Origin of the sequence: Limimaricola pyoseonensis, assembly GCF_900102015.1 — a bacterium.
GTDB classification, from domain to species: domain Bacteria; phylum Pseudomonadota; class Alphaproteobacteria; order Rhodobacterales; family Rhodobacteraceae; genus Limimaricola; species Limimaricola pyoseonensis.
In genome coordinates this window covers 349,996-372,020 of the sequence record NZ_FNAT01000002.1, presented here as the reverse complement: position 1 = coordinate 372,020, position 22,025 = coordinate 349,996, and the positions used below count along the sequence as shown (strand labels likewise).

The window sequence follows — 22,025 nt, the reverse complement described above, 5'->3', positions numbered from 1 at the left end:
TACCGGGAACAACGACGCCAGGCCTCAGCCGTTCCCGCGACCGCCTGCCGCGTAGACCATGTCGATCATCGCCTGCGTGCCGCGGCTGAACTCCAGCGGGCACGGGTAGTCCGCCTCGCCGCGCACCGCGCGCCCGAAGGCCTCGACCTGCAGCTTGTAATGGTCCACCCCCGGCCAGCGCTCATGCAGCACGCGCTTGCCCTCGGTCTCGAGCGTCAGCTCGGCCTGCCCGAAGGCGTTGGCGTTGAACGGGCAGAGCATCTTCAGCACGCCCGCCTCGCCATGGAAGGTCACCTCCTGACGCGGAAAGAGCCGCATCGAGACCATGCCGGAATACTCGAAGCCGTCGAAGCCGGCCGCGACCTGCGCGTAGACGTCGACGTCGTTCTCGGTGCGGATGGTGGCGTGCCGGATCTCGCGCGGCTCCAGCCCGGTGACGAAGCGCACCGAGCCGAAGGCGTAGACGCCGATATCGGGCAGCGCGCCGCCGCCCGTTTCGGGCCGGTTGCGGATGTTGCCGGTCTGGGCCGAGTTGTCGAAGCTGAAGGCCGCCTCGACATGCCGCAGCGCGCCGATCGCGCCCGACTGCACCAGCTCGCGCGCGCGGATCCATTGCGGGTGATGCACGATCATGTAGGCCTCGGCGGCGACCTGCCCGGTCTCGTCGCGTTTGGCGATCACCGCGTCGAAGTCGCCCGCCCGCATCGCCAGCGGCTTTTCGCACAGCACGTGCTTTCCGGCCGCGAGCGCCTTCAGCGTCCATTCGACATGCATGTGGTTGGGCAGCGGGATGTAGACCGCGTCGATCTCCGGGTCGTCGAGCAGCGCCTGGTAGTCGAGATGCACCCTGAGCCCGGGGCGGAAGGCGCGGAACGGCCCGGCCTTTTCCTCGGACGAGGTGGCGAGCGCCACGAAATCGGCGCCCTCGGCGGCATGGATGGCCCGCGCCATGAACTCGCGCGCGAATTTCGCGGCGCCCAGCACGCCCCAGCGGATCGGTTCGGTCATGTCTCTCTTCCCTCGTTCGGGAAAAGAAAAACCCTCTTCCCGGTCGGGGAAGAGGGTAACGGTCACGGCGCGGGGGGCGCAACGCGGATCAGGCGCGTTCCATCATCCCGCGTTCCTTGGCCAGCTCCTGCATCCGCTTCTGCAGCTTCTCGAAGGCGCGGACCTCGATCTGGCGGATGCGCTCGCGGCTGACCTCGTACTGGCCCGACAGCTCCTCGAGCGTCACCGCCTCGTCCTGCAGCCGCCGCTGCACGAGGATGTCGCGCTCGCGCTCGTTCAGCACGCTCATCGCCTCGGCCATCATCTCGCGCCGCGCATCGAGCTCGTCGCGCTCCTCGTAGTCGGTCGCCTGGTCGGCGCCCTCGTCCTCGAGCCAGTCCTGCCACTGGGTGGCGCTGTCGCCCTCGGTGCCGACCATGGCGTTGAGCGAGGCGTCGCCGCCCGACATGCGCCGGTTCATCGACACCACCTCGTCCTCGGTCACGCCGAGATCGGTGGCGATCTGACGCACGTTCTCGGGGCGCAGGTCGCCTTCCTCGAGCGCGCCGAGCCGGGCCTTGGCCTTGCGCAGGTTGAAGAACAGCTTCTTCTGGCCCGACGTGGTGCCGAGCTTCACCATCGACCACGACCGCAGCACGTATTCCTGGATCGAGGCGCGGATCCACCACATCGCGTAGGTCGCGAGACGGAAGCCCTTCTCGGGGTCGAACTTCTTGACCGCCTGCATCAGGCCGACATTGGCCTCCGAGATCACCTCGGCCTGCGGCAGGCCGTAGCCGCGATAGCCCATGGCGATCTTGGCCGCGAGCCGCAGATGCGAGGTCACGAGCCTGTGGGCGGCGCCCGCATCCTCGTGGTCGACCCAGCGCTTGGCGAGCATGTATTCCTCTTCCGGCTCCAGCATCGGAAACTTGCGGATTTCCTGCAGGTAGCGGTTCAGCCCCTGTTCGGGAGACGGGGCGGGAAGATTCGAATAGGTCGCTGCCATGGGCCCCTCCTTTCGGATGTCTTAGGGTCGGACACGATTAAAGCGCGGCACCGGTTCCGGCAAGCGCAACCGCCGCGCCGGTACCTGTGCAATCATGAACCGAGCGGCCCCGCTTGCGCGAGGGGCTGCATCGAAGGCTCGGCTATATGTGAATTTCGTTACGGCGTTTCAACCCCGCAGCGCGGCAAGGAGTTCCGCCATGTCGGCGGGCATCGGGCTGTCGAAGCTCAGCGCCTCGCGGGTCACGGGATGCCTGAAACCCAAGGACGCCGCGTGCAGCGCCTGCCGCGGGAAGGCGGCCGCGAGGGCTGCGGCATCTGGTCCCACCGCCTTCTCCGAAAGCTTACGCCGGCCGCCATAGACCGGATCGCCGATCAGCGCGTGGCCGGCATGGGCCATGTGCACCCGGATCTGGTGGGTGCGCCCGGTCTCGAGCCGGCACTCGACCAGCGCGGCGCCGGCGAAGGCCTCGATCACCCGCGCGCGGGTCACCGCGTGGCGGCCCTGCTCGAAGCTCACCGCCTGGCGCTGGCGGTCGGTGCGGTGCCGGCCGAGCAGGGTCTGGATCTTCAGCACCGCGCCGGGCTCGAAGCTCGCCCCCTTCACGCCGCGCAGCCGCGGGTCGTTCGGGTCGGGCACGCCGTGGCAAAGCGCGAAATAGCGCCGCTCGGCCGTGTGCTTCTCGAACTGCAGCGCGAGGCCCTGATGCGCGCGGTCGGTCTTGGCCACCACCAAGAGCCCCGAGGTGTCCTTGTCGATCCGGTGCACGATGCCCGGCCGCTTGGCGCCGCCGACGCCAGAGAGGCTGTCGCCGCAATGGTGGATCAGCGCGTTGACCAGCGTGCCGTCCGGGCTGCCCGGCGCGGGATGCACCACCATGCCGGCGGGCTTGTCGATCACGATGAGATCGTCGTCCTCCCACACCACGTCGAGCGGGATCGGCTCGGGCGCCATGTGGCTCTCGGCCGCCTGCGGCACGATGATCTCGACCTGCGCGCCCTCGGCCACCGCGGCCTTGGCGTCGGTCGCGACGGCGCCATCGACCGTCACCGCGCCCTCGGCCATCAGCTTGGCCAGCCGCGAGCGCGACAGCGCCGCCTGCTCTGGCACATCGCGGGCCAGGGCCTTATCAAGACGCGCCGGCGGATCGGCGGCGATGGTGAAGCGCAAAATGGAGACGTCGCCCATGCAGGACACTCCCGAAGCCGAGGGCCCGGTCCGGATCCCGCCCGAGCTGAAATGGCTCAAATGGCTGGTGATCGCTCTGGCGGGCGTGATGATCGCGGGCTTCCTAGTGCTGATCGCGACGCTTGTCATCCGTCTGAACGCCGATCCCCTGCCGCTGCCCGAGCGGATCGCCCTGCCCGAGGGCGCGGAAGCCGCCGCCTTCACCCAGGGCCGCGACTGGATCGCGGTGGTCACGCAGGACGACCGCATCCTCGTCTACGGCCGCGACGGCGCGCTGCGGCAAAGCGTGGAGATCGCGCCCGAATAGGCCGCGGCCCGGCGCGCCGCGACCGGCGAGGCCCCGGGACATGGCATGGCGTGGCGCGGCGGCCCGGCGCGATGTCCGCACCGCCGCGCGCCGCCGCTCAGGCGTGCCCGCCCTCATGCGGCATCAGGTGGGTCCACAGCGCCGCCACCGCGAGCACGATGCCGCACAGCACCGCGTTCCAGGTCGGCAGCGTCATGGCGGTGAACCCCATGACCCAGGGCGAGGCCACCAGCAGCACCGCCAGCACCGCCACCCCGTAATCGGTCCACTCCTCGGCCCCCGCCTCGAGCAGGCCCAGCGCCGCCATGGCCACGACCAGCGCGCCGAGCACGATGAAGCTCCACAGCGCGGCGCCGGTCGCGGCAAAGGCGAAGGGCGAGACGATCAGCCACAGCCCGATCGCGCCGAAGACCCAGTCCTGCCAATGATGTCGATGATGCATGTCGCTCCTCCGTCGCAGGGCCGGAAGGCGTCCGGACGCCGGTGCACCTTGCCGGCCGGCCCAAACGCGTGGCCCGGCGGGGCCGTCCGTCCATGATCGGGGGAGCGGCCCGCAGGCCACGGAAGGCCGCGCACGGCCTTCGGATCACAGATGGGAGAGCCCGGCACCGCGCGGTAGGGGTGGTCGATCACTTTGTCGGGATCGCAGGCGCGGCCGCGCCCGGGGCCGTGCGGAGACCGCGCGGAGGCCGGAATCACAACCCAAGAGCGAGGAATCGGGCGCCGGTCGATCGAAATTCCGCGGCCGCCGGCCCCGCGGATACGGGCAATTGCACGGCCCCGAAATACGGCGATTCTGTGTTGAACCGCCCCTCAAAGGGAAATAGAGGGTCGGCCGAACACAGAATTGCCATATTTCAGCTTCGCCGCGAATTTCGCTGGCCGGAGATGACGGCAGAGTGCAAAGTGGAAATGACCGAGCACTCCCAACGCTGCATGTCTTTTCCGTAGCGATACCATTCCATTTCGAGGTCCTTGCGACCCGACATCATCTCCGATCCGATGGACTGCCAGAGTTCACGGAATTCCATCGCGTCGAGCGCGAGAATTTGCCGTGCAAGGCTCGTCGTTTTTCTATCCATTCTGGATTCCTTTCACTTCCGACCCGAAATTCCACGCGGTCTCTCGCCACGATGTTCGCAGCCGCGCTTCGCGTCGTTCCGCCCCATGTCCGTCCCCATCCCTAGCGGCCGGCCAGCCAGCCCAGGGCCACCGACACCACCCAGATCCAAGACAATATGCCGGCCAGGAAGAACGGGATCAGGAACCAGCCCGACCTCGCATCCCCTTGGGGTCCGGTCACTTCAGCGGGCGGCGGAGGCGCGAAACGGTTCGGGGAGCGCCATTCGACCGCCCCATCCATCATTTCCACCCTACGCCCGTATCGCCCGTATTGATCTCCGATTCGGGACAGGTATGACGGATCCCTTGCCGCTCTTACCGTTATCACGATCGCTTCCACAATCACCTCGGTATTCGCGTGACGCATAGCCGGTATGTCGTGATTTGGGGAGATACTTCCGCATGAAATGGTTCTATCCACCGACCGCCGCCCATCACATTGCATTGCATCAAGATTGACAAAATCTGGCACGCACCAGATCGCATCGCAAACCAGTAGTTTTGATCCATGGCTTCAAGATTATTGGAGGAACCAGTTGGACACCGAAACAGTTAGGACATTCGTGGAAATCGTTGCCCAAGGCAGCTTCGCGGATGCCGCTTCTAGGTTGCATGTCGCCCAGACCACCGTCAGCGCGAGGATCAAGGCGCTGGAAGAGCGGGTCGGCCAGCCGCTCCTCTATCGCACCCGGGGAGGGGTCAAACCCACGCCCGCCGGGCAGCAGCTGCTTCGGCTGGCGCCGCGATTCATCCAGACCGGCGAGCAGATCACGCGACTCACGAGCGTGCCGGAAGGCCATCGCGACATCATCGTGGTCGCGACCGAGGCGAGGCTGCCCTTCGGCTACACCGCCGCATGGATGTCGCATCTGCGGCAATCCGATCCGGAGCTGGCCCTGCGGGTCGTCCTCGACTCGTCAGACCGGGTCGCCGAGGGGCTGGCGCTGGGAGAGATCGATTTGGCCCTGATGCATGTCCCGCCGCACCGGCCCGGCATCAGGTACGAGCTCTTCATCGAGGAAAAGCTGGTGATGCTGACGACGGACCCGGAGGTCACCTCCGTCGACGACCCGCGATTCATCCATATCGACTGGGGCGAGCAGTTCGAGCAGGATTTCAAGCACTGCTTCGGCGAACGAACGTCCCGGTCGATCGAGATCAACTCCGGCCCGCTCGCGATGCACTACGCGCTGAGCTATGGCGGCGCGGGCTATGGCCGGCTGCGCACCGTGCAGCCCTATCTGGACCGGGGCGAGGTCGCGATCGTTCCGGACATGCCGATCTTCTCCTACCCGCTCTACGTCGTGCATGCCGAGAACGCCGATCCGAAACTGATCGACCTCGCGCAGCGCGCCCTGCGCGCCTCGCTGGAGGACTAGCACCGACCGGGCCGCGGCCCCGACGGCGCGTCGGACGACCGGCCCGCCGGCCGGCAACTTCGCGACGTGGCACGACCGGACGTCGCGCGCCGCAGCAAGATATCGCGCAGCAGAAAGGGCCAGCTACAACGACCCTCGGGCCACGCATTGCCTGATCACAGGCAGCGATCCGACCACGTCGGGCCGCGAACACGATTTCGGGAGGATGGTACCGCCTCCCTGGCTTGAACAGGGGACCTCTGGATCCACAATCCAGCGCTCTAACCAACTGAGCTAAGGCGGCACTGGCGCGGAATTAGCGCCGGGCGGCGGGGATTGCAACCCCTGATCCGGCTTCCCTCGCGGCGGCCGCGCTTGCCCGGATCGCCGGCCGGCGATAGGGACGTTGCAACGAGGAAAGGAGCCGCCATGGGCATCGACACCGAACGCGACATCGAGGCGAACCTGCAGATCGGCCCGACCGACCAGGGCATGGTCCGGCTGTTCATCGAAGCCGGCAAGACCGAGATCCCGATGGATTTCGACCCCGACGAGGCCGAGGAGATCGCGGAAGAGATCATGGCCGCGGTGCGGGCGGCGCGCGCGGTCAGGCCGAGGAAAGGCTGATCGCCGGATCGCGCGCCTTGTGCCAGCGCAGCGCCGCATGGCGCGCGAATTTCTGCGTCATCGCCTTGCGCCGCGCGCCGGCAAGCTTCGCTTCCGGCGCCATGGCGACGATCTCCGCGTCGTAGCCGTCGGCGATGATCACGCCGGTCTCGTCGGGCAGCAGCTCCAGCGGAAAGCCGTCATCCACCGCCCAGAAGAAGCGGTCGCAATAGTCGAGATAGCCCTGCCACTTGCGGTCCGAGGTGAAGTCGGCGCGCGAGGACTTGCACTCGATCACCCACAGCTCGCCCTTGGGGCCGAGCGCCATCACGTCGACCCTGAGCCCAGAGACGGGCACGAATTCCTCGACCGTCACGAAGCCGTGCGACAGCAGGTGCCGGCAGACCCCGCGCGCGAGGATCTGGCCCGGTTGCGGCTCAGCGCGCGGGCGCGCCAGCGCCTCGGCCGATAGCGCATCCTCGGGCAGCTGCGGCGTCGGCGGCCGCCGCTCCCCCTTCTCCCAGTCGTCCCAGTCCTCAGGCATGGCGCGCAATATGAACGAAGGGCGAACGCCGTGCAAGCCGCGAAACCTCTCGCACGGCACCCTTGCACGGCCCCCTTGTCAGCGCCGGGGCGCGCGCCTAGGTGTGGCCTCGGCGGTTACTGCTCTTCTCGTGCAACGGGTCAATTCCGGTGGCCTTAAGCAAATCCGAGGGAGCTGGCTCTGGTCGGGTCCTGGCCCGTCTACCTGGCGCCCACCTGTATATACAGGTCCTCGGGAATTCTCACCCGCACGGTCGCTGCGGTTTCCGCCATCTTCCTCCCCTGCGATCCGGGGGCGTTCGTCACGCCCGCCCTGCGTGCTAGACTGCGCCGGCAACCGAACGCCTGCGGAGGTCTGCGCCATGACGCGCCCATTGTCGCTGTTTACCCTTTTGTCCGTCCTGTTCCTCGCGCCCGCCGCCCCGGCGCAGCCGCTCGATGTGCCGTTCGACACCTACTGCCCGCCCGACGCGCAGGCGGCCTGCTTCGGCGCGGCCACGGTGATGGGGCTCGACCCCAATGGCGACGGCTTTTTGGCCGTGCGGACCGGGCCGGGCTCGAACTACCCGATGATCGGCAAGATCCATAACGGCGACCGCGTCGGCACCTACGGGGCGCGCGGGCCGTGGTACGCGATCAGCTTCGGCCCCGACGACCGGCTGGGCTGGGCGCATGGCAATTGGCTGGGCAACCACATTCCCTGAGCCGGCCGAACGAAAAGGGGCGCGGCCATCGGCCACGCCCCTTTCGTGTCTCGTGCGCCCGTGGCGCTCAGAACGCCTCGGGCCGGGCCTCGCGCGCCATGTGATCGAGCACGGCGTTGACGAAGCGCGGCTCGCGCCCCTCGGGGTAGAAGGCCTTGGCGATCTCGACGAACTCGACGATCACCACCTTGGGCGGCGTGGCGTTCGAGATCATCTCGGCCCCGGCGGCGCGGAACAGCGCCCGCAGCGTCGGGTCGATCCGCGCGATCGGCCATTTCGCGACCAGCGCGCGATGCGTCATCTGGTCGATCCGGGCCTGCTCGTCGACGGCGCGCTCCATCAGGCCGCGGAAGGTGTCGAGATCGCCCTCCTCCCATTCGACCTCGTCATAGACCGCGCCGAAGCGATGCGTCTCGAACTCGCGCATCACCTGGTCGACCGATTGCTGCGCGGCCTCCATCTGGAACAGCGCCTGCACCGCGTACATCCGCGCGGTCGAGCGCATCCGCCGCTTCTGGGTCTGCTTGTCGGCCATCAGCCCTCTCCCGAGAGCCGGCTGGCGGTGAAGCCAAGGCCCTTGTCCTTGCGGCCCATGCGGCGCGCCAGCGCCACGAGGTGCAGCGCCGCGGCGGCCGCGCCGCCGCCCTTGTTCTGGCCCTGCGGGTCGGCGCGCACGGCGGCCTGCTCGTAGTTCTCGACCGTCAGGATGCCGTTGCCGATGCAGATGCCCTGCAGCCCCAGCAGCGTCAGCCCGCGCGAGCTGTCGTTGCACACGGTGTCGTAATGCGTGGTCTCGCCGCGGATCACGCAGCCCAGCGCAACGAAGCCGTCATAGTCGCCCATCCGCGCGGCGATGCCGATCGCCGAGGGCAGCTCGAGCGCGCCGGGCAGCTCGACCACCTCGGAGCTGCCGCCGGCGGCCTCGATCTCGGCCATGGCACCGGCGAGGAGGTTGTCGGCGATGTCCTTGTAGTAGGGGGCGACCGCGATCAGGATCTTCGGGCCCTCGTCGAATTCGGGTCGCGCGAGCGCGTGGTGGGTGGGGCCGGCCATCATCCGATCTCCGAAATCTTGCGCGTGCCGGTGATCTCGAGCCCGTAGGCGTCGAGGCCGACCACGCGGGGTTGGGGGGAATTGGTCAGCAGCACGATCCGCGACAGGCCGAGCGAGGACAGGATCTGCGCGCCGAGACCGTATTGCCGCAGCACGTGCGGCGAATGCTCTTCGGTGGTGGCGAGCTTCATGTGCAGGTCGCGCAAGAGCACCAGCACGCCGCGGCCCTCCTCGGCGATCAGCTTCATCGCCTCGCCGAACTCGCGCGCGCGGCCCTTCGGGCCGGTGCCGACCACGTCGAGCATCGGGTCGAGCGTGTGCATCCGGGTCAGCACCGGCGCCTCGCCCGAGATGTCGCCCTTGACCAGCGCGATGTGCTCGGCGCCCTGGGTCTCGTCGACATAGATGCGAAGCGTCCAGTCGCCGCCGAACTCCGACACGATCTGCTGCTCGTCGCGCAGCCGCACGAGGTTGTCGTGGCGGCGGCGATAGGCGATCAGGTCGCTGATCGTGCCGATCTTGAGGTTGTGCGTCTGCGCGAAGGCCACGAGGTCGGGCAGACGGGCCATGGTCCCGTCCTCCTTCATGATCTCGCAGATCACGCCCGACGGGTTGAGGCCGGCCAGCCGCGATATGTCGACCGCCGCCTCGGTGTGACCGGCGCGGACCAGCACGCCGCCCTCGCGCGCCCGCAGCGGGAAGACGTGGCCCGGCGTGGCGATGTCGGCCGCCGTCTTGGAGCTATCGATCGCCACCGCGACGGTCAGGGCCCGGTCATGCGCCGAGATGCCGGTCGACACGCCCTCGCGCGCCTCGATCGAGACGGTGAAGGCGGTCTCGTGGCGCGAGGAGTTGTTGGTCGACATCAGGGGCAGGCCGAGCGCGTCGATGCGCGAGCCTGGCATCGACAGGCAGATCAGACCGCGGCCATGGGTGGCCATGAAGTTGATCGCGTCGGGCGTGGCCATCTGCGCGGGGATCACCAGGTCGCCCTCGTTCTCCCTGTCCTCGTGGTCGACGAGGATGAACATGCGGCCGTTGCGCGCGTCGTTGATGATCTCGTCGATCGGGCTGATCGCATCGGACCAGTCGCTCTCGACGGGGCCGGGGGTCTCGTAGGCTTGGGTCACTGGCGGGTCCTGACGTTTGGCGTGGCCCGCAGATAGCCGAGACCGGCGGTTTTGCAAAGAGCGCGCGGTCCGCCCGCGCCCCGCTTCAGCGGGCCGGCCAGCACCGCGGCGCGGCGCGCAGCCCCGCGATCACCGCGTCGAGCGCCGCGCGCGGCGCGATCGCCAGCATCCCCGGTGCTTCGGCCCGCAGCCGCACCGGGCCGGTCGCCTCGTTCGAGGTGCCCACCCGGCGGTCGGGCGCGAAGTCGAGCCCCGCGGTCGGCCAGCGCAGCCCCTCGGAGGCGATGCGGACCGGCGCCATGGGAAACAGCGAGAAGGCGGTGCCGGGCGGCAGGTCGACCGCCAGCTCGGGCGGGCAGTGGCAGACCAGGCTCTGCGCGCCGATCACCAGGCAGGCCCGGTCGGGCCGCGCGGCGAGCACGTGGTAGACCGCCAGCTCGTGGTCGATCCGGCCGCCGGTGAAGCCGATCGCCAGCACCAGCGGCGCGTCGATGTTGCGCAGCGCCTTGTCGAAATCGGTGCTGTCCTGCTCGGCGATCTCGTGGATGCGGTCGGCGAAGCTCTCGGCGCAGTCGCCGAGGCTGTCCATGTCGCCGATCACCGCGCGCGGCATCGCCCCCGCCCGGCGGGCATGCTCTGCTCCGCCATCGGCGGCGACCAGCACCGGCGCGCGCTCCAGCGCGCATTCCAGATCCTGCGGAAACAATGCGCCGCCACCCAGGAGCGTGACCGCCCCTGCGGACTGGACAATCGGCATCGGTCTCTCCCATCATCGCCGCGGGCGGAACGGCCCGCCCCGCTTTTGCCATGAAATCATCCCACGGCAACCCATCTCACGATCCGGTTTCCAACCCATTCTCTGCTAGATCGAGTGAGCCGGACAGGGAAGAAAGCGAGGACGCTGATGGTTGGATCGAGCAAGATACTCACCGTTTCATACGGGACCTTCTCCTGCACGCTCGAGGGATTCGACGATTCCTTCGACACCATGAAGGCGATCGCCGAGTATTTCCGCGACCTCGCGGCCGACGACCGCTACTTCGGCGCCGAGCCGCCGACCCCCGACGCCGAGATGCTGGCCCGCATCGCCGAGCGCGAGGTGTCCCGCCGGGTCGAGGCGCGCACCGAGGGCACCGGCGTGGTGCTGCGCGCCGCCCTGCCGCAGGAACAGCCCGCCCCCCGCCCCGCACCGACCGAGCCCACCGCCGCCACGGCGCCCGCCGCCGCCGATCCGGCCCCGCGCGCGACCGAGAGCCCGGCGAGCCCGGCCCGGCAGGAAGACGCGACCCCGCAGCCGGCCTCCCCTGCCCCGACCCCCGAGGCAGCGGCCGAGCCCGCGCCCGAGGCGGCACCGGCCCGGAGCGAGCCGGCCCCGCAGCCCGAGCCGTCCCGCACCGCCGCCCCGGCCAGCGGCGACAGCATCGCCGCCAAGCTGCAGCGCATCCGCGCCGTGGTCGGCCGGCAGACGGCCCTCGCCGCCGGCGAGGAGGACGAGGATCTCGCCCCGATGACGAGCCCGGCGCCGCGCACCGGCTTCGGCGGCCGGGACTGGGCCGATGTCGAGGACGCGCAGGAGACCGAGGCCACGCAGCAGGCGGACGCGCAAGAGCCGCAGCCCGAAGTCGAAGTTCACGAGGCTCACGAGGCTCACGAGGCTCACGAGGCTCACGAGGCTGAGGCGCCCGAAACGTCCGAAACCGCAACCCACGACCTCGAAACCCCCGAGGCCGAGGACGAGGAAACCGTCGACTCGGTGCGCGAAGCGCTTCGGCAGGAGCGCGGCGCAGCCGAGGCGGCGCAGGACACGCCGGACGCCGCCGAGGCGGCCGCGCATGACGACGCGGTGGACGAGGCGCTCAGGGCGCTCGAAACCGAGGCCTGGGAAGAGACGTCCGAGCCGGACAACGAGGCCGCCCCCGTCGCGGAGACGGACGCCTCCCAAGAGCCGGGTCACGACGTTCCCGAGGCGCAGCAGACCGAGGAAGACGCAGCGGAGGCCGAGGACACCTCGCAGGCCGAAGCCGCCGAGCCGGCCGCCGAAGCCGATCCGGCCATGCCCCCGGCCGCGGCGCAGCCCGCACCGCGCCGGGCGCGGGTGATCCGGATGCGCAAGGCCGATTTCGAGCGCGCCGTCGCTCGCGGCGAAGAGCGGCCCGCCGAGCCGGAGGACGACCGCGCCGGCCCCGATGCGGCGGCCCAGACCGCGACCGGGCCGGAGCGGGCCGAAGAGGACCTGACCCTCGCCGATCTGGACGAGACCGCGCAGATCGACGCCCCCGGCACCGAAGCCGAAGCCGAGCCGGCCGAGGCCGCGCGGGACGAGGCGCCCCGGCCTAGCGGGTCCGACCCGTCGGACGATGCCGAGCGCGCCCTGCTTGCGGAACTGGCGGCGCTCGAGCGCGAGATGGGGCTCGACATGGCCCCCGCCTCGCGCGAGCTGGCAGACCGGTCGCAAGCCGATCTCGACCAGGCGCTGTTCGATGCGGTCGAGGCGCGCGAAGGCGATGACGCCGCCGAGACCGACGCCGCGCCCGAAGAGCGCCTCGAGGACGGCGACGCCGAAGAAACGGCGGCGTCCGGACAGCCCGACGAGGATGCCGACGAGACCGCCGCCCCCCGCGCCGAGACCGAGGCCGCGCCCCAGCCCGATCGGGCCGGGCCGCTGCGCCGCCCCGCCCCGGACGAGGCCGACATGGACCGGCTGCTCGATGCCGCCGACGCGCGGATGGCCGACCCCGAGGGCAGCCGCCGGCGCGACGCGATCTCGCAGCTCAAGGCCGCCGTGGCCGCGACCGAGGCGGCCCGCCGGCTCGGCGATGTCGAGGATCGCGACGCGGCGGAGAGCGCGTTCCGCGACGACCTGCGCCAGGTGGTCCGGCCGCGCCGCCCCAGGCTGCCCGCCCGCCCGGAGGAGCGCGAGGAGGCCCAGCCCCGCCCCGAGCGGCCGCGTCCCGCGCCGCTGAAGCTGGTGGCCTCGCAGCGGGTCGACCTGCCCGAGGCCGCCGAGCCGCAGCCTGCCAGCGCCGCGCCGGTGCGGCCGCGCCGGGTGTCGCTGGCCGATATCGAGGCCGAGGCCCCGGCCCTGCCGGCCCGGGCCGCCCAGCCGGCGCCGCGCGCCGAGGCGGCGCCGGAACGGTCCGCCGAGGCCGACAGCTTCGCGAGCTTCGCCGCGCGGATGGGCGCGCATGACCTGGGCGAGCTGCTCGAGGCCGCCGCCGCCTACACCGCCTTCGTCGAGGGGCTCGAGGACTTCTCCCGCCCGCAGCTGATGCAGAAGGTGCGCGAAGCGGCGCCGGGCCCGGTGAGCCGCGAGGACGGGCTGCGCAGCTTCGGCACGCTGCTGCGCCAGGGCTTGCTGACCCGGACCCGCACCGGCCGCTTCCAGGTCAACGCGCAGAGCCGCTTCAACCCCGAGCGCCGCGCCGGCTGACGCGCGGGGCCGAAACCAAAACGAAAAAGGGCGGCGCCGCGGCGCCGCCCTTTATCTTTTCGAAGCCGACCGCCCCGGTTCAGCGGTCGCCGCGCTCCTCCTCCTCCGGGTCGGCCTTGCCGACACCGAGAAATATCCGGCGGAAGGGCAGCGCCCAGAGCAGGCCGAGCGCGATGTAGATCACCAGCTCGAGAAACAGCGGCGGCCGGTCGAACAGGCCGACCACGGTGATCGCCACCACCACGTAGAGCGGCAGCCCGACCAGCAGGATCAGCAGCGACAGCCGCCGCCGGGCCTTGTGCGAAAGCTTGCGCGCCATGCCCCGAAGCCTCAGTCCGAGAAGGGGTCGGTGACGAGGATCGTGTCCTCGCGCTCGGGGCTGGTCGAGACCATCGCCACCGGGCACTGGATCAGCTCCTCGATCCGGCGGATGTACTTGATCGCCTGCGCCGGCAGGTCGGCCCAGCTGCGCGCGCCGGCGGTCGATTCCTGCCAGCCCGGCATTTCCTCGTAGACCGGGGTGCAGCGCGCCTGCTGGTCGGCGGCGGTCGGCAGGTAGTCCATGCGCACGCCGTCGAGCTCGTAGCCGGTGCAGATCTTCAGCGTCTCGAAGCCGTCGAGCACGTCGAGCTTGGTCAGCGCGATGCCCGAGACACCGCTCGTCGCGCAGGTCTGGCGCACGAGGCAGGCGTCGAACCAGCCGCAGCGGCGCTTGCGCCCCGTGGTGGTGCCGAACTCGTGCCCGCGCTCGCCCAGCCGCTGGCCGTCGTCGTCATGCAGCTCGGTCGGGAACGGGCCTTCGCCGACGCGGGTGGTGTAGGCCTTGACGATGCCCAGCACGAAATCGATCGCGCCCGGCCCGATGCCGGTGCCGGTCGCGGCCTGCCCGGCGATCACGTTCGAGGAGGTCACGAAGGGATAGGTGCCGAAATCGATGTCGAGAAGCGCACCCTGCGCGCCTTCGAACAGGATCCGCTCGCCGGCGCGGCGGCGCTCGGTCAGCACCTTCCAGACGGGGGCCGCGTATTGCAGGATCTCGTCCGCGATCTCGCGCAGCTGCGCGATCACCGCCTCGCGGTCGATCGGCTCGAGCCCGAGGCCCGCGCGCAGCGCGTTGTGGTGCACCAGCGCCCGGTCGACCCGCAGCTCAAGCGTCGCGGCGTCGGCGAGGTCGGCGACGCGGATCGCGCGGCGGCCGACCTTGTCCTCGTAGGCCGGGCCGATGCCGCGGCCGGTGGTGCCGATCTTGGCGACCGTGCTCTGGCCTTCGCGCGCGCGGTCGAGCTCGCCGTGGAACGGCAGGATCAGCGGCGTGTTCTCGGCGATCATCAGCGTCTCGGGGGTGATCTCGACGCCCTGCGCCCGGATGCCCTCGATCTCCTTCAGGAGATGCCACGGGTCGAGCACGACGCCGTTGCCGATCACCGACAGCTTGCCGCCGCGCACCACGCCCGAGGGCAGCGCGTGCAGCTTGTAGACCTCGCCGCCCACGACCAGCGTGTGGCCGGCGTTGTGGCCGCCCTGGAACCGCGCGATCACGTCGGCGCGCTCGGACAGCCAGTCCACGATCTTGCCCTTGCCTTCGTCGCCCCACTGGGTGCCGACGACCACCACATTCGCCATGGGCCCTGCCCCTTCCGGTCAAACCAATCCGGCGCTCCCTATAGCGCCGGGCGCGCGGCCGCGAAACCGCAATCTGCCCGCCGCACCGCCCGGCCCGGACCCCCGGCTTGCATTCGGGGTTGCGACGCGGGCCGCCAGCTTCTAGATACGGCCCGTTCCGAACCCGAGCCGTCCGCGAGAGGTCCGCATGGAAAACGTCGTCCTGATCGTCCACCTGATCCTCGCCCTGGCGCTGATCGGCGTGGTGCTGCTGCAGCGCTCCGAGGGCGGCGGTCTCGGCATGGGCGGCGGCGGTGGCGGCGTGATGTCGGGCCGCGCGGCCGCGACCGCGCTGGGCAAGGTCACCTGGGGTCTCGCCGGTGCCTTCATCGTCACCTCGATCGCGCTGACCATCATCGCGGCCAACAACTCGGCCGGCGGTTCGGTGCTCGACCGTCTGACCGCGACCCCCGAGGTCGAGGACAGCGCCACCGGCGACGCGCTGGGCGAAAGCCTGCTGCCGCCCTCGGCCGGCGACGGCCCCGTCGTTCCGCTGGCCGACTGATCGGCTTATCCACAACCACTGGGCGTCGGCCGGTTTCGGCCACATGATCTTGCGTCCCCGGTTGCGGTCACGGGCCGAATCCGGATATCCTCAAATCCCGTGATGCCGCGAAGCCCGAGTTTCGCGGCATATCATCTTTCGACATGAACTCGACGATCACGGGGTATCTCCGACCATGGCGCGTTACATCTTCATCACCGGCGGCGTCGTCTCCTCGCTCGGCAAGGGCCTCGCCTCGGCGGCGCTGGGCGCGCTTCTGCAGGCGCGCGGCTACACGGTGCGGCTGCGCAAGCTCGACCCCTACCTGAACGTCGATCCGGGCACGATGAGCCCGTTCGAGCACGGCGAGGTCTTCGTCACCGATGACGGCGCCGAGACCGATCTCGACCTCGGCCATTACGAGCGCTTCACGGGCGTCGCCGCGCGGCGCACCGACAGCGTCTCGTCGGGCCGGATCTACTCGAACGTGCTGGAGAAGGAGCGCCGCGGCGACTACCTCGGCAAGACGATCCAGGTGATCCCGCACGTCACCAACGAGATCAAGGACTTCCTCTCGGTCGGCGCCGACGAGGTCGACTTCCAGCTCTGCGAGATCGGCGGCACGGTCGGCGACATCGAGGGCCTGCCCTTCTTCGAGGCGATCCGCCAGTTCGCGCAGGAGCGCCCGCGCGGCCAGTGCATCTTCATGCACCTGACGCTGCTGCCCTTCGTCGCCGCCTCCGGCGAGCTGAAGACCAAGCCGACGCAGCACTCGGTCAAGGAGCTGCGCTCGATCGGCATCGCGCCCGACGTCCTGGTCTGCCGCTCCGAGCACCCGATCCCCGAGAAGGAGCGCGAGAAGATCGGCCTCTTCTGCAACGTCCGCAAGGAGAGCGTGATCGCGGCCTACGACCTCAAGTCGATCTACGAGGCGCCGCTGGCCTATCACCGCGAGGGCCTCGACCAGGCCGTGCTCGACGCCTTCGGCATCGCGCCCGCACCCAAGCCCAACCTCGCGCGCTGGCACGACGTGATGGACCGGCTGACCCATGCCGAGGGTGAGGTCCGCGTCGCCATCGTCGGCAAGTACGTGCAGCTCGAGGACGCCTACAAGTCGATCAAGGAAGCGCTCACCCATGGCGGCATGGCCAACAAGGTCCGCGTCAAGGTCGAGTGGGTCGACAGCGAGGTGTTCGACCGCGAGGACCCGGCCCCGCATCTCGAGGGCTACCACGCCATCCTCGTGCCCGGCGGTTTCGGCGAGCGCGGCACCGAGGGCAAGATCAAGACCGCCCAGTTCGCGCGCGAGCGCGGCATCCCCTACATGGGCATCTGCCTCGGCATGCAGATGGCGGTGATCGAGGCGGCGCGCAACGTCGCGGGCTTCAAGACCGCCGGCTCCGAGGAGTTCGACCACGAGGCCGGCAAGCGCCGCTTCGAACCGGTGGTCTACCACCTCAAGGAATGGATCCAGGGCAACCACGTGGTCGAGCGCGCGGTGACCGACGACAAGGGCGGCACGATGCGGCTCGGCGCCTACACCGCGGCGCTGAAGGAAGGCAGCCGGGTCTCCGAAATCTACGGCGCCAGCCGGATCGAGGAGCGCCACCGCCACCGCTACGAGGTCGACGTGAAGTACCGCGAGGCGCTGGAGAACAAGGGGCTGTGCTTCTCGGGCATGTCGCCCGACGGCCGCCTGCCGGAAATCGTCGAGTGGTCGGATCACCCGTGGTTCATCGGCGTGCAGTTCCACCCCGAGCTGAAGTCCAAGCCCTTCGCGCCGCACCCGCTCTTCGCCGATTTCGTGCGCGCCGCGGTCGAGACCTCGCGCCTGGTCTGAGCGCCGCGCTTTCAACGGGAAGGCCGGTCCCCTAGGGGGCCGGCCTTCGTCGTTCAGGGGGCAGGTCAGGTCTCGCCTTCGACCAGCACCAGCAGCGGCGACAGCCCGGCCTTGCCCAGCACCGCCGCCGACACCTCGTTGAAGGCGTAGTGATGCGCTCGCAGGCGGTCGACGCCGTCGGCTTTCAGCCGTGCCTTCACCTCCTCGACCAGCCGCGAGCCGAGGCCCTGCCCGCGCCACGCCGCATCGACGACGAGATGCCTCAACATGCCGTTGCGCCGCGCCGCGATCAGCGGCTTGGCCGCGACCTCCTCGACCTCGTAGACCGCGCAGCCGAGAATGCCGCCCGCCTCGGATACGGCGGCGAGCGCGACCACGCCCTCGCGGGCCAGCCATTCGTCGAGAAAGCGGCCGAGATCCGCGTCGGTCTCGTCGTCGCGGAAGACGCGCGGCAGGGCGGCGTGGTGGAAGTCCTGCGCCTGACGGAGCAATGGCAACAGGCTGCGCGCCTCTTCCGCCGGCACCTGCCTGATCGCGATCTCGGTCATTCCGCCGCCCTCCCTGCCTGGGGCGCATCTCCACGTCTTCGCACGGCCGGGTCAAGGCATCGGCCGGAAACGAGGCGGGGCCGGCCCGTCCGGACCGGCCCCGCAGCTTCCCGAGCGCCTGTGCTCAGAACCGGAAGTCGAACTTCCGGGTCAAGCCGATCCGGGCGGCGTACTGGTCGTCCTCGACCGTGATAGGGCTGTCTTCGGCATCGCCGACGAAGCGCTCCCAGGTCGCGGCGGCGTCGATGCCCCAGACTTCCGTGACCTCATAGGTCGCGCCGACCTCCACCCCGGCCGAGATCACGCCGCCCTCGGCCTCGAAGCCGGGCGTGCTGAAATAGGTGTCGGCGTAGTCGTCCGAGCCGATCAGCACGCGCGGCCCGGCGCTCAGCAGCCAGCGGTCCGAGGGCCGGGCGTAAAGATCCATGCCCAGCTCGGCCACCAGCGCCTCATGGCCGCCGAAGCCGTGGCGCAGGTCGGCGAAGACGCCGTAGGCGCGCTGGTCGTAGGAGACGCCGACGCCGACCTCGAGCGCCGCGTCCACGTCCTCGAGCCCGGCGACGTTCTCGACGTCGTCGGCGTCGCGCTCACCGATGTAGCGAAACGCGCCGCGCAGGCCGAAGCCGGTCGAGACGAAGTCCGGGTCGTCATTGCCGATGTCGAAGGGGCCGAAGCGCAGCCGGTCGAGCGCGAAGCCGAAATCCGGGCCGACCTCGTAGTCGTCCGAGCCGAAATACTCGGGCGAGACGCCGACGCCGCCGCGCAGCGTGAAGGCCAGCGCACGGCCCGGCGCCGGGGCGGGTGCGGCTGCGGGCGCCACGACCGGCTCGACCACCGGCTGGGCGAGCGATCCGGCGAAGGCCGGCACGGGCGCGAGAACGAAGGCGAGGAGCGGCAGGCGGCGCATCGGCGGATCCTTTCCAATGGAGATCGCCTTCCAGATACGTCACGCGGGCGCGCAGGCAAACAGATGAGGCCGATGGGGCGCGGCTGCGGCCCGCGCGCCACAGGCCCGCCACGCTTGCCCCGCCCGCGCCCCGCCGCTAGTCGGGGCGCGAAGGAGACGCCCATGCTGTCCTACCAGCACGCCTACCATGCCGGGAACCTCGCCGACGTGCACAAGCACGCGCTGCTGGCCTGGATGCTCGACTATCTCGGCCGCAAGCCGAAGGCGCTCAGCTACATCGAAAGCCATGCCGGGCGCGCGCTCTACCGGCTCGACGCGGCCGAGGCCGCCAAGACCGGCGAGGCGGCGCAGGGCATCCTCAGGGTGGCCGACTGGTTCGCGGCCGACCACCCCTATGCCCGCGTGCTGGACGCGACCCGCGCCGCGCACGGGGCCACGGCCTATCCCGGCTCGCCCGAGATCGCGGCGCGGCTCCTGCGCGAAGGCGACCGGATCGACCTCGCCGAGCTGCACCCGCAGGAACACGCGGCCTTGCAGGCCGCGATGGGCGATCGCGCCCGCGTGCATCGCCGCGACGGCATCGAGATGGCGGTGGCGCTGACCCCGCCAGAGCCGCGCCGCGGGCTTTTGCTGATCGACCCGAGCTGGGAGCTGAAGGACGAGTACCTCTCGATCCCCAAGGCGCTGAAGCGGATCGCGAGGAAATGGCCGGTCGGCGTGATCGCGCTGTGGTACCCGATCCTGCGCGACCGGCCGCACGCCCCGATGCTGCGCGCGCTCGAGCGCGACCTGCCCGACGCGGTGCGCCACGAGGTGACCTTCCCGCCCGCGCGGGAGGGGCACGGCATGACCGGCTCGGGGCTGTTCGTGGTCAACCCGCCCTACGGCTTTCACGCCGAGGCCGAGTGGCTCGGCGCCCGTTTCGCCGCCCTGACGAAATCGTAACCCCCCTTTTCCCCGCCCCGGGGCCGTCTATATCCGCCGCATGTTCGCAGATCTCATCCGCCGCCTCACCGATCCCGGCCCCGAGCCGCTGCCCGACATCGACGCGCGCCTCGCGCTCGGCGCGCTGCTGGTGCGCATCGCCCGCTCCGACGGCAGCTACACCACCGACGAGGTGGCGCGGATCGACCGCATCCTCGCCACGCGCTACCACCTGTCCGAGCCCGAGGCCCGCCGCCTGCGCGCCGATTGCGAACAGCTCGAGGCCGAAGCCCCCGACACGGTGCGCTTCACCCGCGCGATCAAGGACGCCGTGCCCTACGAGGAGCGCGCCGCGGTGATCGAGGCTTTGTGGGATGTCGTGCTGGCCGACGGCCAGCGCGACGACGAGGAAGACGCCTTGATGCGGATGGTGGCGCCGCTTCTGGGCGTCTCGGATCCCGACAGCGCGCTGGCCCGGCAGCGGGTCACCGACCGGCGCGGCCGCTGACCGGCCGGGGCCGGGCCACGGCCCGGTCGAAGCCCGTTCCGCGGCCCCCGTGACGCGGGGTCCGCGGCACTGAACCGTTGCAATTCGAGACGTTTTGCCCCCTACTCGCGATCCAAGCGAGGGGAGCGGACAACACGTGAGCGAGACGAAGCCGGTCATCGAGATCCGCGATCTGCACAAGTCCTACGGGGCGCTGGAAGTCCTCAAGGGCGTGGACATCTCCGCGCCCGCCGGCCACGTGGTGTCGATGATCGGCTCCTCGGGCTCGGGCAAGTCGACGCTCTTGCGCTGCTGCAACCTGCTCGAGGACAGCCAGCAGGGCGAGGTGCTGTTCGAGGGCGAGCCGGTGAAGTGGAAGGGCCAGGGGCTCGACCGCCGTCCCGCCGACCCGCGGCAGGTCACGCGCATCCGCACCAACCTCGCCATGGTGTTCCAGCAGTTCAACCTCTGGTCCCACATGACGATCCTGCAGAACGTCATGGAGGCGCCGGTCACCGTGCTCGGCCGCGACCGCGCCGAGGTCGAGGCCAAGGCCCGCGAATACCTCGAGAAGGTCGGCATCGGCGACAAGGCCGAGGCCTGGCCCGCCCAGCTTTCGGGCGGCCAGCAGCAGCGCGCCGCGATCGCCCGCGCGCTGTGCATGGAGCCGCGGGCGCTTCTGTTCGACGAGCCGACCTCGGCGCTCGACCCTGAGCTCGAGCAGGAGGTGGTGCGCGTGATCAAGGACCTCGCCGAGGAAGGCCGGACCATGATCATCGTCACCCACGACATGCGCATGGCGCATGACGTGGCCGACCACGTCGTGTTCCTGCACCAGGGGCTGATCGAGGAGCAGGGCCCGCCGGCCGAGCTGTTCGGCAACCCGAAATCCGAGCGGCTGCGGCAGTTCCTGTCGCATTCCGCCCCGCAACCGCAGCCCGCCTGACAGAGCGGGCACGGCCCCTTTCCCCAACAGGAGAAGACCACAGATGAAGACCCTGATCCTTTCGAGTGCCGTGCTGGCGCTGACCGCCGGCGCCGCGCTGGCCGAAAGCCACATGCAGACCGTGCGTCTGGGCACCGAGGGCGCCTACCCTCCGTACAACTTCCTCAACGACGCGGGCGAGGTCGACGGCTTCGAGCGCGAGGTCGGCGACGAGGTCTGCGCCCGGGCCGAGCTGACCTGCGAGTGGGTCACCAACGACTGGGATTCGATCATCCCGAACCTGGTCTCGGGCAACTACGACACGATCATCGCCGGGATGAGCATCACCGACGAGCGTGACGAGGTGATCGACTTCACCCAGAACTACCTGCCGCCCGCGCCCTCCGCCTATGTCGCCGCCTCCGAGGAGGTCGACGTGATGGGTGACGTGGTCGCCGCGCAGACCACCACCATCCAGGCCGGCCACGTCGCCGACAGCGGCGCCGCGCTGCTGGAGTTCGCCACCCCCGAGGAGGCCGTGGCCGCCGTGCGCAACGGCGAGGCCGAGGCGGTCTTCGCCGACAAGGACTTCCTCGTGCCGATCGTCGAGGCCTCGGGCGGCGAGCTGGTCTTCGTCGGCGAGGACGTCTCGCTCGGCAACGGCATCGGCATCGGCCTGCGCGAGAGCGACGGCGAGCTGCGCGAGACGCTCGACGCGGCGATCCAGTCGATGAAGGATGACGGCTCGCTCAACGAGCTGATCCTCAAGTGGTTCGGCGAGGACGCCCAGACCTTCTGATCCGGACCGACC

At 70.1% G+C, this 22,025-nt stretch carries 25 protein-coding genes, 1 tRNA gene and 1 other RNA gene; 12 read left to right on the top strand and 15 right to left on the bottom strand.

Translation table 11 applies throughout. From position 1 onward, the window contains the following. Positions 1-24: 24 nt before the first annotated feature. The 3 genes from BLT43_RS05610 to BLT43_RS05600 all read right to left on the bottom strand — a co-directional run bounded on the left by BLT43_RS05610 (position 25) and on the right by BLT43_RS05600 (position 3,184). Positions 25-1,008, bottom strand: a complete 984-nt coding sequence (locus BLT43_RS05610) for a Gfo/Idh/MocA family protein (protein ID WP_090110868.1) — start codon at positions 1,006-1,008, stop codon at positions 25-27. 88 nt (positions 1,009-1,096) lie between these two features. Continuing rightward, positions 1,097-1,996 carry an RNA polymerase sigma factor RpoH gene (rpoH, locus tag BLT43_RS05605; RefSeq protein ID WP_090110866.1) on the bottom strand — a complete coding sequence of 300 codons (900 nt, stop codon included), beginning with the start codon at positions 1,994-1,996 and terminating at the stop codon, positions 1,097-1,099. 168 nt (positions 1,997-2,164) lie between these two features. Next, positions 2,165-3,184, bottom strand: coding sequence for an RluA family pseudouridine synthase (locus BLT43_RS05600; RefSeq protein WP_090110864.1), 1,020 nt, complete (start codon positions 3,182-3,184; stop codon positions 2,165-2,167). On the opposite strand from BLT43_RS05600, the gene BLT43_RS05595 reads away from it, so the two are divergent. Next, complete coding sequence (locus BLT43_RS05595) at positions 3,183-3,491, top strand: DUF6476 family protein (protein ID WP_090110862.1); 309 nt, start codon at positions 3,183-3,185, stop codon at positions 3,489-3,491. The two genes, BLT43_RS05600 and BLT43_RS05595, sit on opposite strands and share 2 nt — an antisense overlap. Positions 3,492-3,588: 97 nt before the next feature. Here BLT43_RS05595 and BLT43_RS05590 read toward each other — a convergent pair whose 3' ends face one another. After that, a complete protein-coding gene (locus BLT43_RS05590; RefSeq protein ID WP_090110860.1) occupies positions 3,589-3,933 on the bottom strand; it encodes an SPW repeat domain-containing protein in 345 nt (114 codons plus the stop codon). 415 nt (positions 3,934-4,348) lie between these two features. Beyond that, on the bottom strand, positions 4,349-4,573 hold the full coding sequence (locus BLT43_RS05585) for a hypothetical protein (protein WP_090110858.1): 225 nt from the start codon (positions 4,571-4,573) through the stop codon (positions 4,349-4,351). A 447-nt stretch (positions 4,574-5,020) separates the two neighbouring features. On the opposite strand from BLT43_RS05585, the gene BLT43_RS05580 reads away from it, so the two are divergent. Further along, the gene (locus BLT43_RS05580) at positions 5,021-5,992 is read left to right on the top strand and encodes a LysR family transcriptional regulator (protein WP_090110856.1); all 972 of its coding nucleotides are present in this window, start codon (positions 5,021-5,023) and stop codon (positions 5,990-5,992) included. A gap of 206 nt (positions 5,993-6,198) precedes the next feature. Here the strand turns inward: BLT43_RS05580 and BLT43_RS05575 are convergent. Continuing rightward, positions 6,199-6,275: transfer RNA gene (locus tag BLT43_RS05575), tRNA-His, on the bottom strand. Positions 6,276-6,400: 125 nt separating this feature from the next. On the opposite strand from BLT43_RS05575, the gene BLT43_RS05570 reads away from it, so the two are divergent. Further along, on the top strand, positions 6,401-6,598 hold the full coding sequence (locus BLT43_RS05570) for a DUF6324 family protein (RefSeq protein ID WP_090110854.1): 198 nt from the start codon (positions 6,401-6,403) through the stop codon (positions 6,596-6,598). On the opposite strand, the gene BLT43_RS05565 is transcribed toward BLT43_RS05570, so the two are convergent. Then, complete coding sequence (locus tag BLT43_RS05565) at positions 6,579-7,121, bottom strand: MmcB family DNA repair protein (RefSeq protein WP_090110852.1); 543 nt, start codon at positions 7,119-7,121, stop codon at positions 6,579-6,581. The genes BLT43_RS05570 and BLT43_RS05565 overlap by 20 nt on opposite strands. A 113-nt stretch (positions 7,122-7,234) precedes the next feature. Between BLT43_RS05565 and ssrS the strand changes: the two genes are divergently transcribed. Beyond that, positions 7,235-7,390: non-coding RNA, 6S RNA (gene ssrS / locus BLT43_RS19490), on the top strand. Between the two features lie 92 nt (positions 7,391-7,482). After that, positions 7,483-7,824 carry an SH3 domain-containing protein gene (locus BLT43_RS19230; RefSeq protein ID WP_207497418.1) on the top strand — a complete coding sequence of 114 codons (342 nt, stop codon included), beginning with the start codon at positions 7,483-7,485 and terminating at the stop codon, positions 7,822-7,824. Positions 7,825-7,891: 67 nt separating this feature from the next. Here BLT43_RS19230 and nusB read toward each other — a convergent pair whose 3' ends face one another. From nusB to BLT43_RS05540, 4 genes are all read right to left on the bottom strand, one after another. Continuing rightward, positions 7,892-8,359, bottom strand: coding sequence for a transcription antitermination factor NusB (nusB, locus tag BLT43_RS05555; RefSeq protein ID WP_090110848.1), 468 nt, complete (start codon positions 8,357-8,359; stop codon positions 7,892-7,894). Further along, positions 8,359-8,877, bottom strand: a complete 519-nt coding sequence (locus BLT43_RS05550) for a 6,7-dimethyl-8-ribityllumazine synthase (protein ID WP_090111509.1) — start codon at positions 8,875-8,877, stop codon at positions 8,359-8,361. Before BLT43_RS05550 ends, nusB begins: the two co-directional genes overlap by 1 nt. Then, positions 8,877-10,007 carry a 3,4-dihydroxy-2-butanone-4-phosphate synthase gene (ribB, locus tag BLT43_RS05545; protein WP_090110846.1) on the bottom strand — a complete coding sequence of 377 codons (1,131 nt, stop codon included), beginning with the start codon at positions 10,005-10,007 and terminating at the stop codon, positions 8,877-8,879. Before ribB ends, BLT43_RS05550 begins: the two co-directional genes overlap by 1 nt. 85 nt (positions 10,008-10,092) lie before the next feature. Next, positions 10,093-10,764, bottom strand: coding sequence for a thiamine diphosphokinase (locus tag BLT43_RS05540; protein ID WP_090110844.1), 672 nt, complete (start codon positions 10,762-10,764; stop codon positions 10,093-10,095). 147 nt (positions 10,765-10,911) lie between these two features. Between BLT43_RS05540 and BLT43_RS19435 the strand changes: the two genes are divergently transcribed. Beyond that, a complete protein-coding gene (locus tag BLT43_RS19435; RefSeq protein WP_090110842.1) occupies positions 10,912-13,437 on the top strand; it encodes a prolipoprotein diacylglyceryl transferase in 2,526 nt (841 codons plus the stop codon). Between the two features lie 79 nt (positions 13,438-13,516). Here the strand turns inward: BLT43_RS19435 and BLT43_RS05530 are convergent, their stop codons facing one another. Next, positions 13,517-13,756 carry a DUF2842 domain-containing protein gene (locus BLT43_RS05530; RefSeq protein ID WP_090110840.1) on the bottom strand — a complete coding sequence of 80 codons (240 nt, stop codon included), beginning with the start codon at positions 13,754-13,756 and terminating at the stop codon, positions 13,517-13,519. Positions 13,757-13,767: 11 nt separating this feature from the next. Further along, positions 13,768-15,060, bottom strand: a complete 1,293-nt coding sequence (locus BLT43_RS05525; protein WP_090110838.1) for an adenylosuccinate synthase — start codon at positions 15,058-15,060, stop codon at positions 13,768-13,770. Between the two features lie 187 nt (positions 15,061-15,247). On the opposite strand from BLT43_RS05525, the gene secG reads away from it, so the two are divergent. Together secG and BLT43_RS05515 are read left to right on the top strand one after the other, a co-directional pair. Beyond that, positions 15,248-15,604: a preprotein translocase subunit SecG gene (secG, locus tag BLT43_RS05520; protein ID WP_090110836.1), complete on the top strand. Its 357-nt coding sequence runs from the start codon at positions 15,248-15,250 to the stop codon at positions 15,602-15,604. 175 nt (positions 15,605-15,779) lie between these two features. Then, positions 15,780-17,423 carry a CTP synthase gene (locus BLT43_RS05515; RefSeq protein WP_090110834.1) on the top strand — a complete coding sequence of 548 codons (1,644 nt, stop codon included), beginning with the start codon at positions 15,780-15,782 and terminating at the stop codon, positions 17,421-17,423. 65 nt (positions 17,424-17,488) lie between these two features. On the opposite strand, the gene BLT43_RS05510 is transcribed toward BLT43_RS05515, so the two are convergent. Together BLT43_RS05510 and BLT43_RS05505 are read right to left on the bottom strand one after the other, a co-directional pair. After that, complete coding sequence (locus tag BLT43_RS05510) at positions 17,489-17,971, bottom strand: GNAT family N-acetyltransferase (RefSeq protein ID WP_090110832.1); 483 nt, start codon at positions 17,969-17,971, stop codon at positions 17,489-17,491. Between the two features lie 124 nt (positions 17,972-18,095). Beyond that, positions 18,096-18,878: a MipA/OmpV family protein gene (locus BLT43_RS05505; protein ID WP_090110830.1), complete on the bottom strand. Its 783-nt coding sequence runs from the start codon at positions 18,876-18,878 to the stop codon at positions 18,096-18,098. Positions 18,879-19,040: 162 nt separating this feature from the next. On the opposite strand from BLT43_RS05505, the gene BLT43_RS05500 reads away from it, so the two are divergent. The 4 genes from BLT43_RS05500 (at position 19,041) to BLT43_RS05485 (ending at position 22,013) form a co-directional block, all read left to right on the top strand. Next, positions 19,041-19,823: a 23S rRNA (adenine(2030)-N(6))-methyltransferase RlmJ gene (locus tag BLT43_RS05500; protein ID WP_090110828.1), complete on the top strand. Its 783-nt coding sequence runs from the start codon at positions 19,041-19,043 to the stop codon at positions 19,821-19,823. Positions 19,824-19,863: 40 nt separating this feature from the next. Beyond that, complete coding sequence (locus tag BLT43_RS05495; RefSeq protein ID WP_090110826.1) at positions 19,864-20,310, top strand: tellurite resistance TerB family protein; 447 nt, start codon at positions 19,864-19,866, stop codon at positions 20,308-20,310. Between the two features lie 136 nt (positions 20,311-20,446). Next, positions 20,447-21,235 carry an ABC transporter ATP-binding protein gene (locus BLT43_RS05490; RefSeq protein WP_090110824.1) on the top strand — a complete coding sequence of 263 codons (789 nt, stop codon included), beginning with the start codon at positions 20,447-20,449 and terminating at the stop codon, positions 21,233-21,235. A gap of 43 nt (positions 21,236-21,278) precedes the next feature. Next, positions 21,279-22,013 carry a transporter substrate-binding domain-containing protein gene (locus BLT43_RS05485; RefSeq protein ID WP_090110822.1) on the top strand — a complete coding sequence of 245 codons (735 nt, stop codon included), beginning with the start codon at positions 21,279-21,281 and terminating at the stop codon, positions 22,011-22,013. Positions 22,014-22,025: the final 12 nt, after the last annotated feature.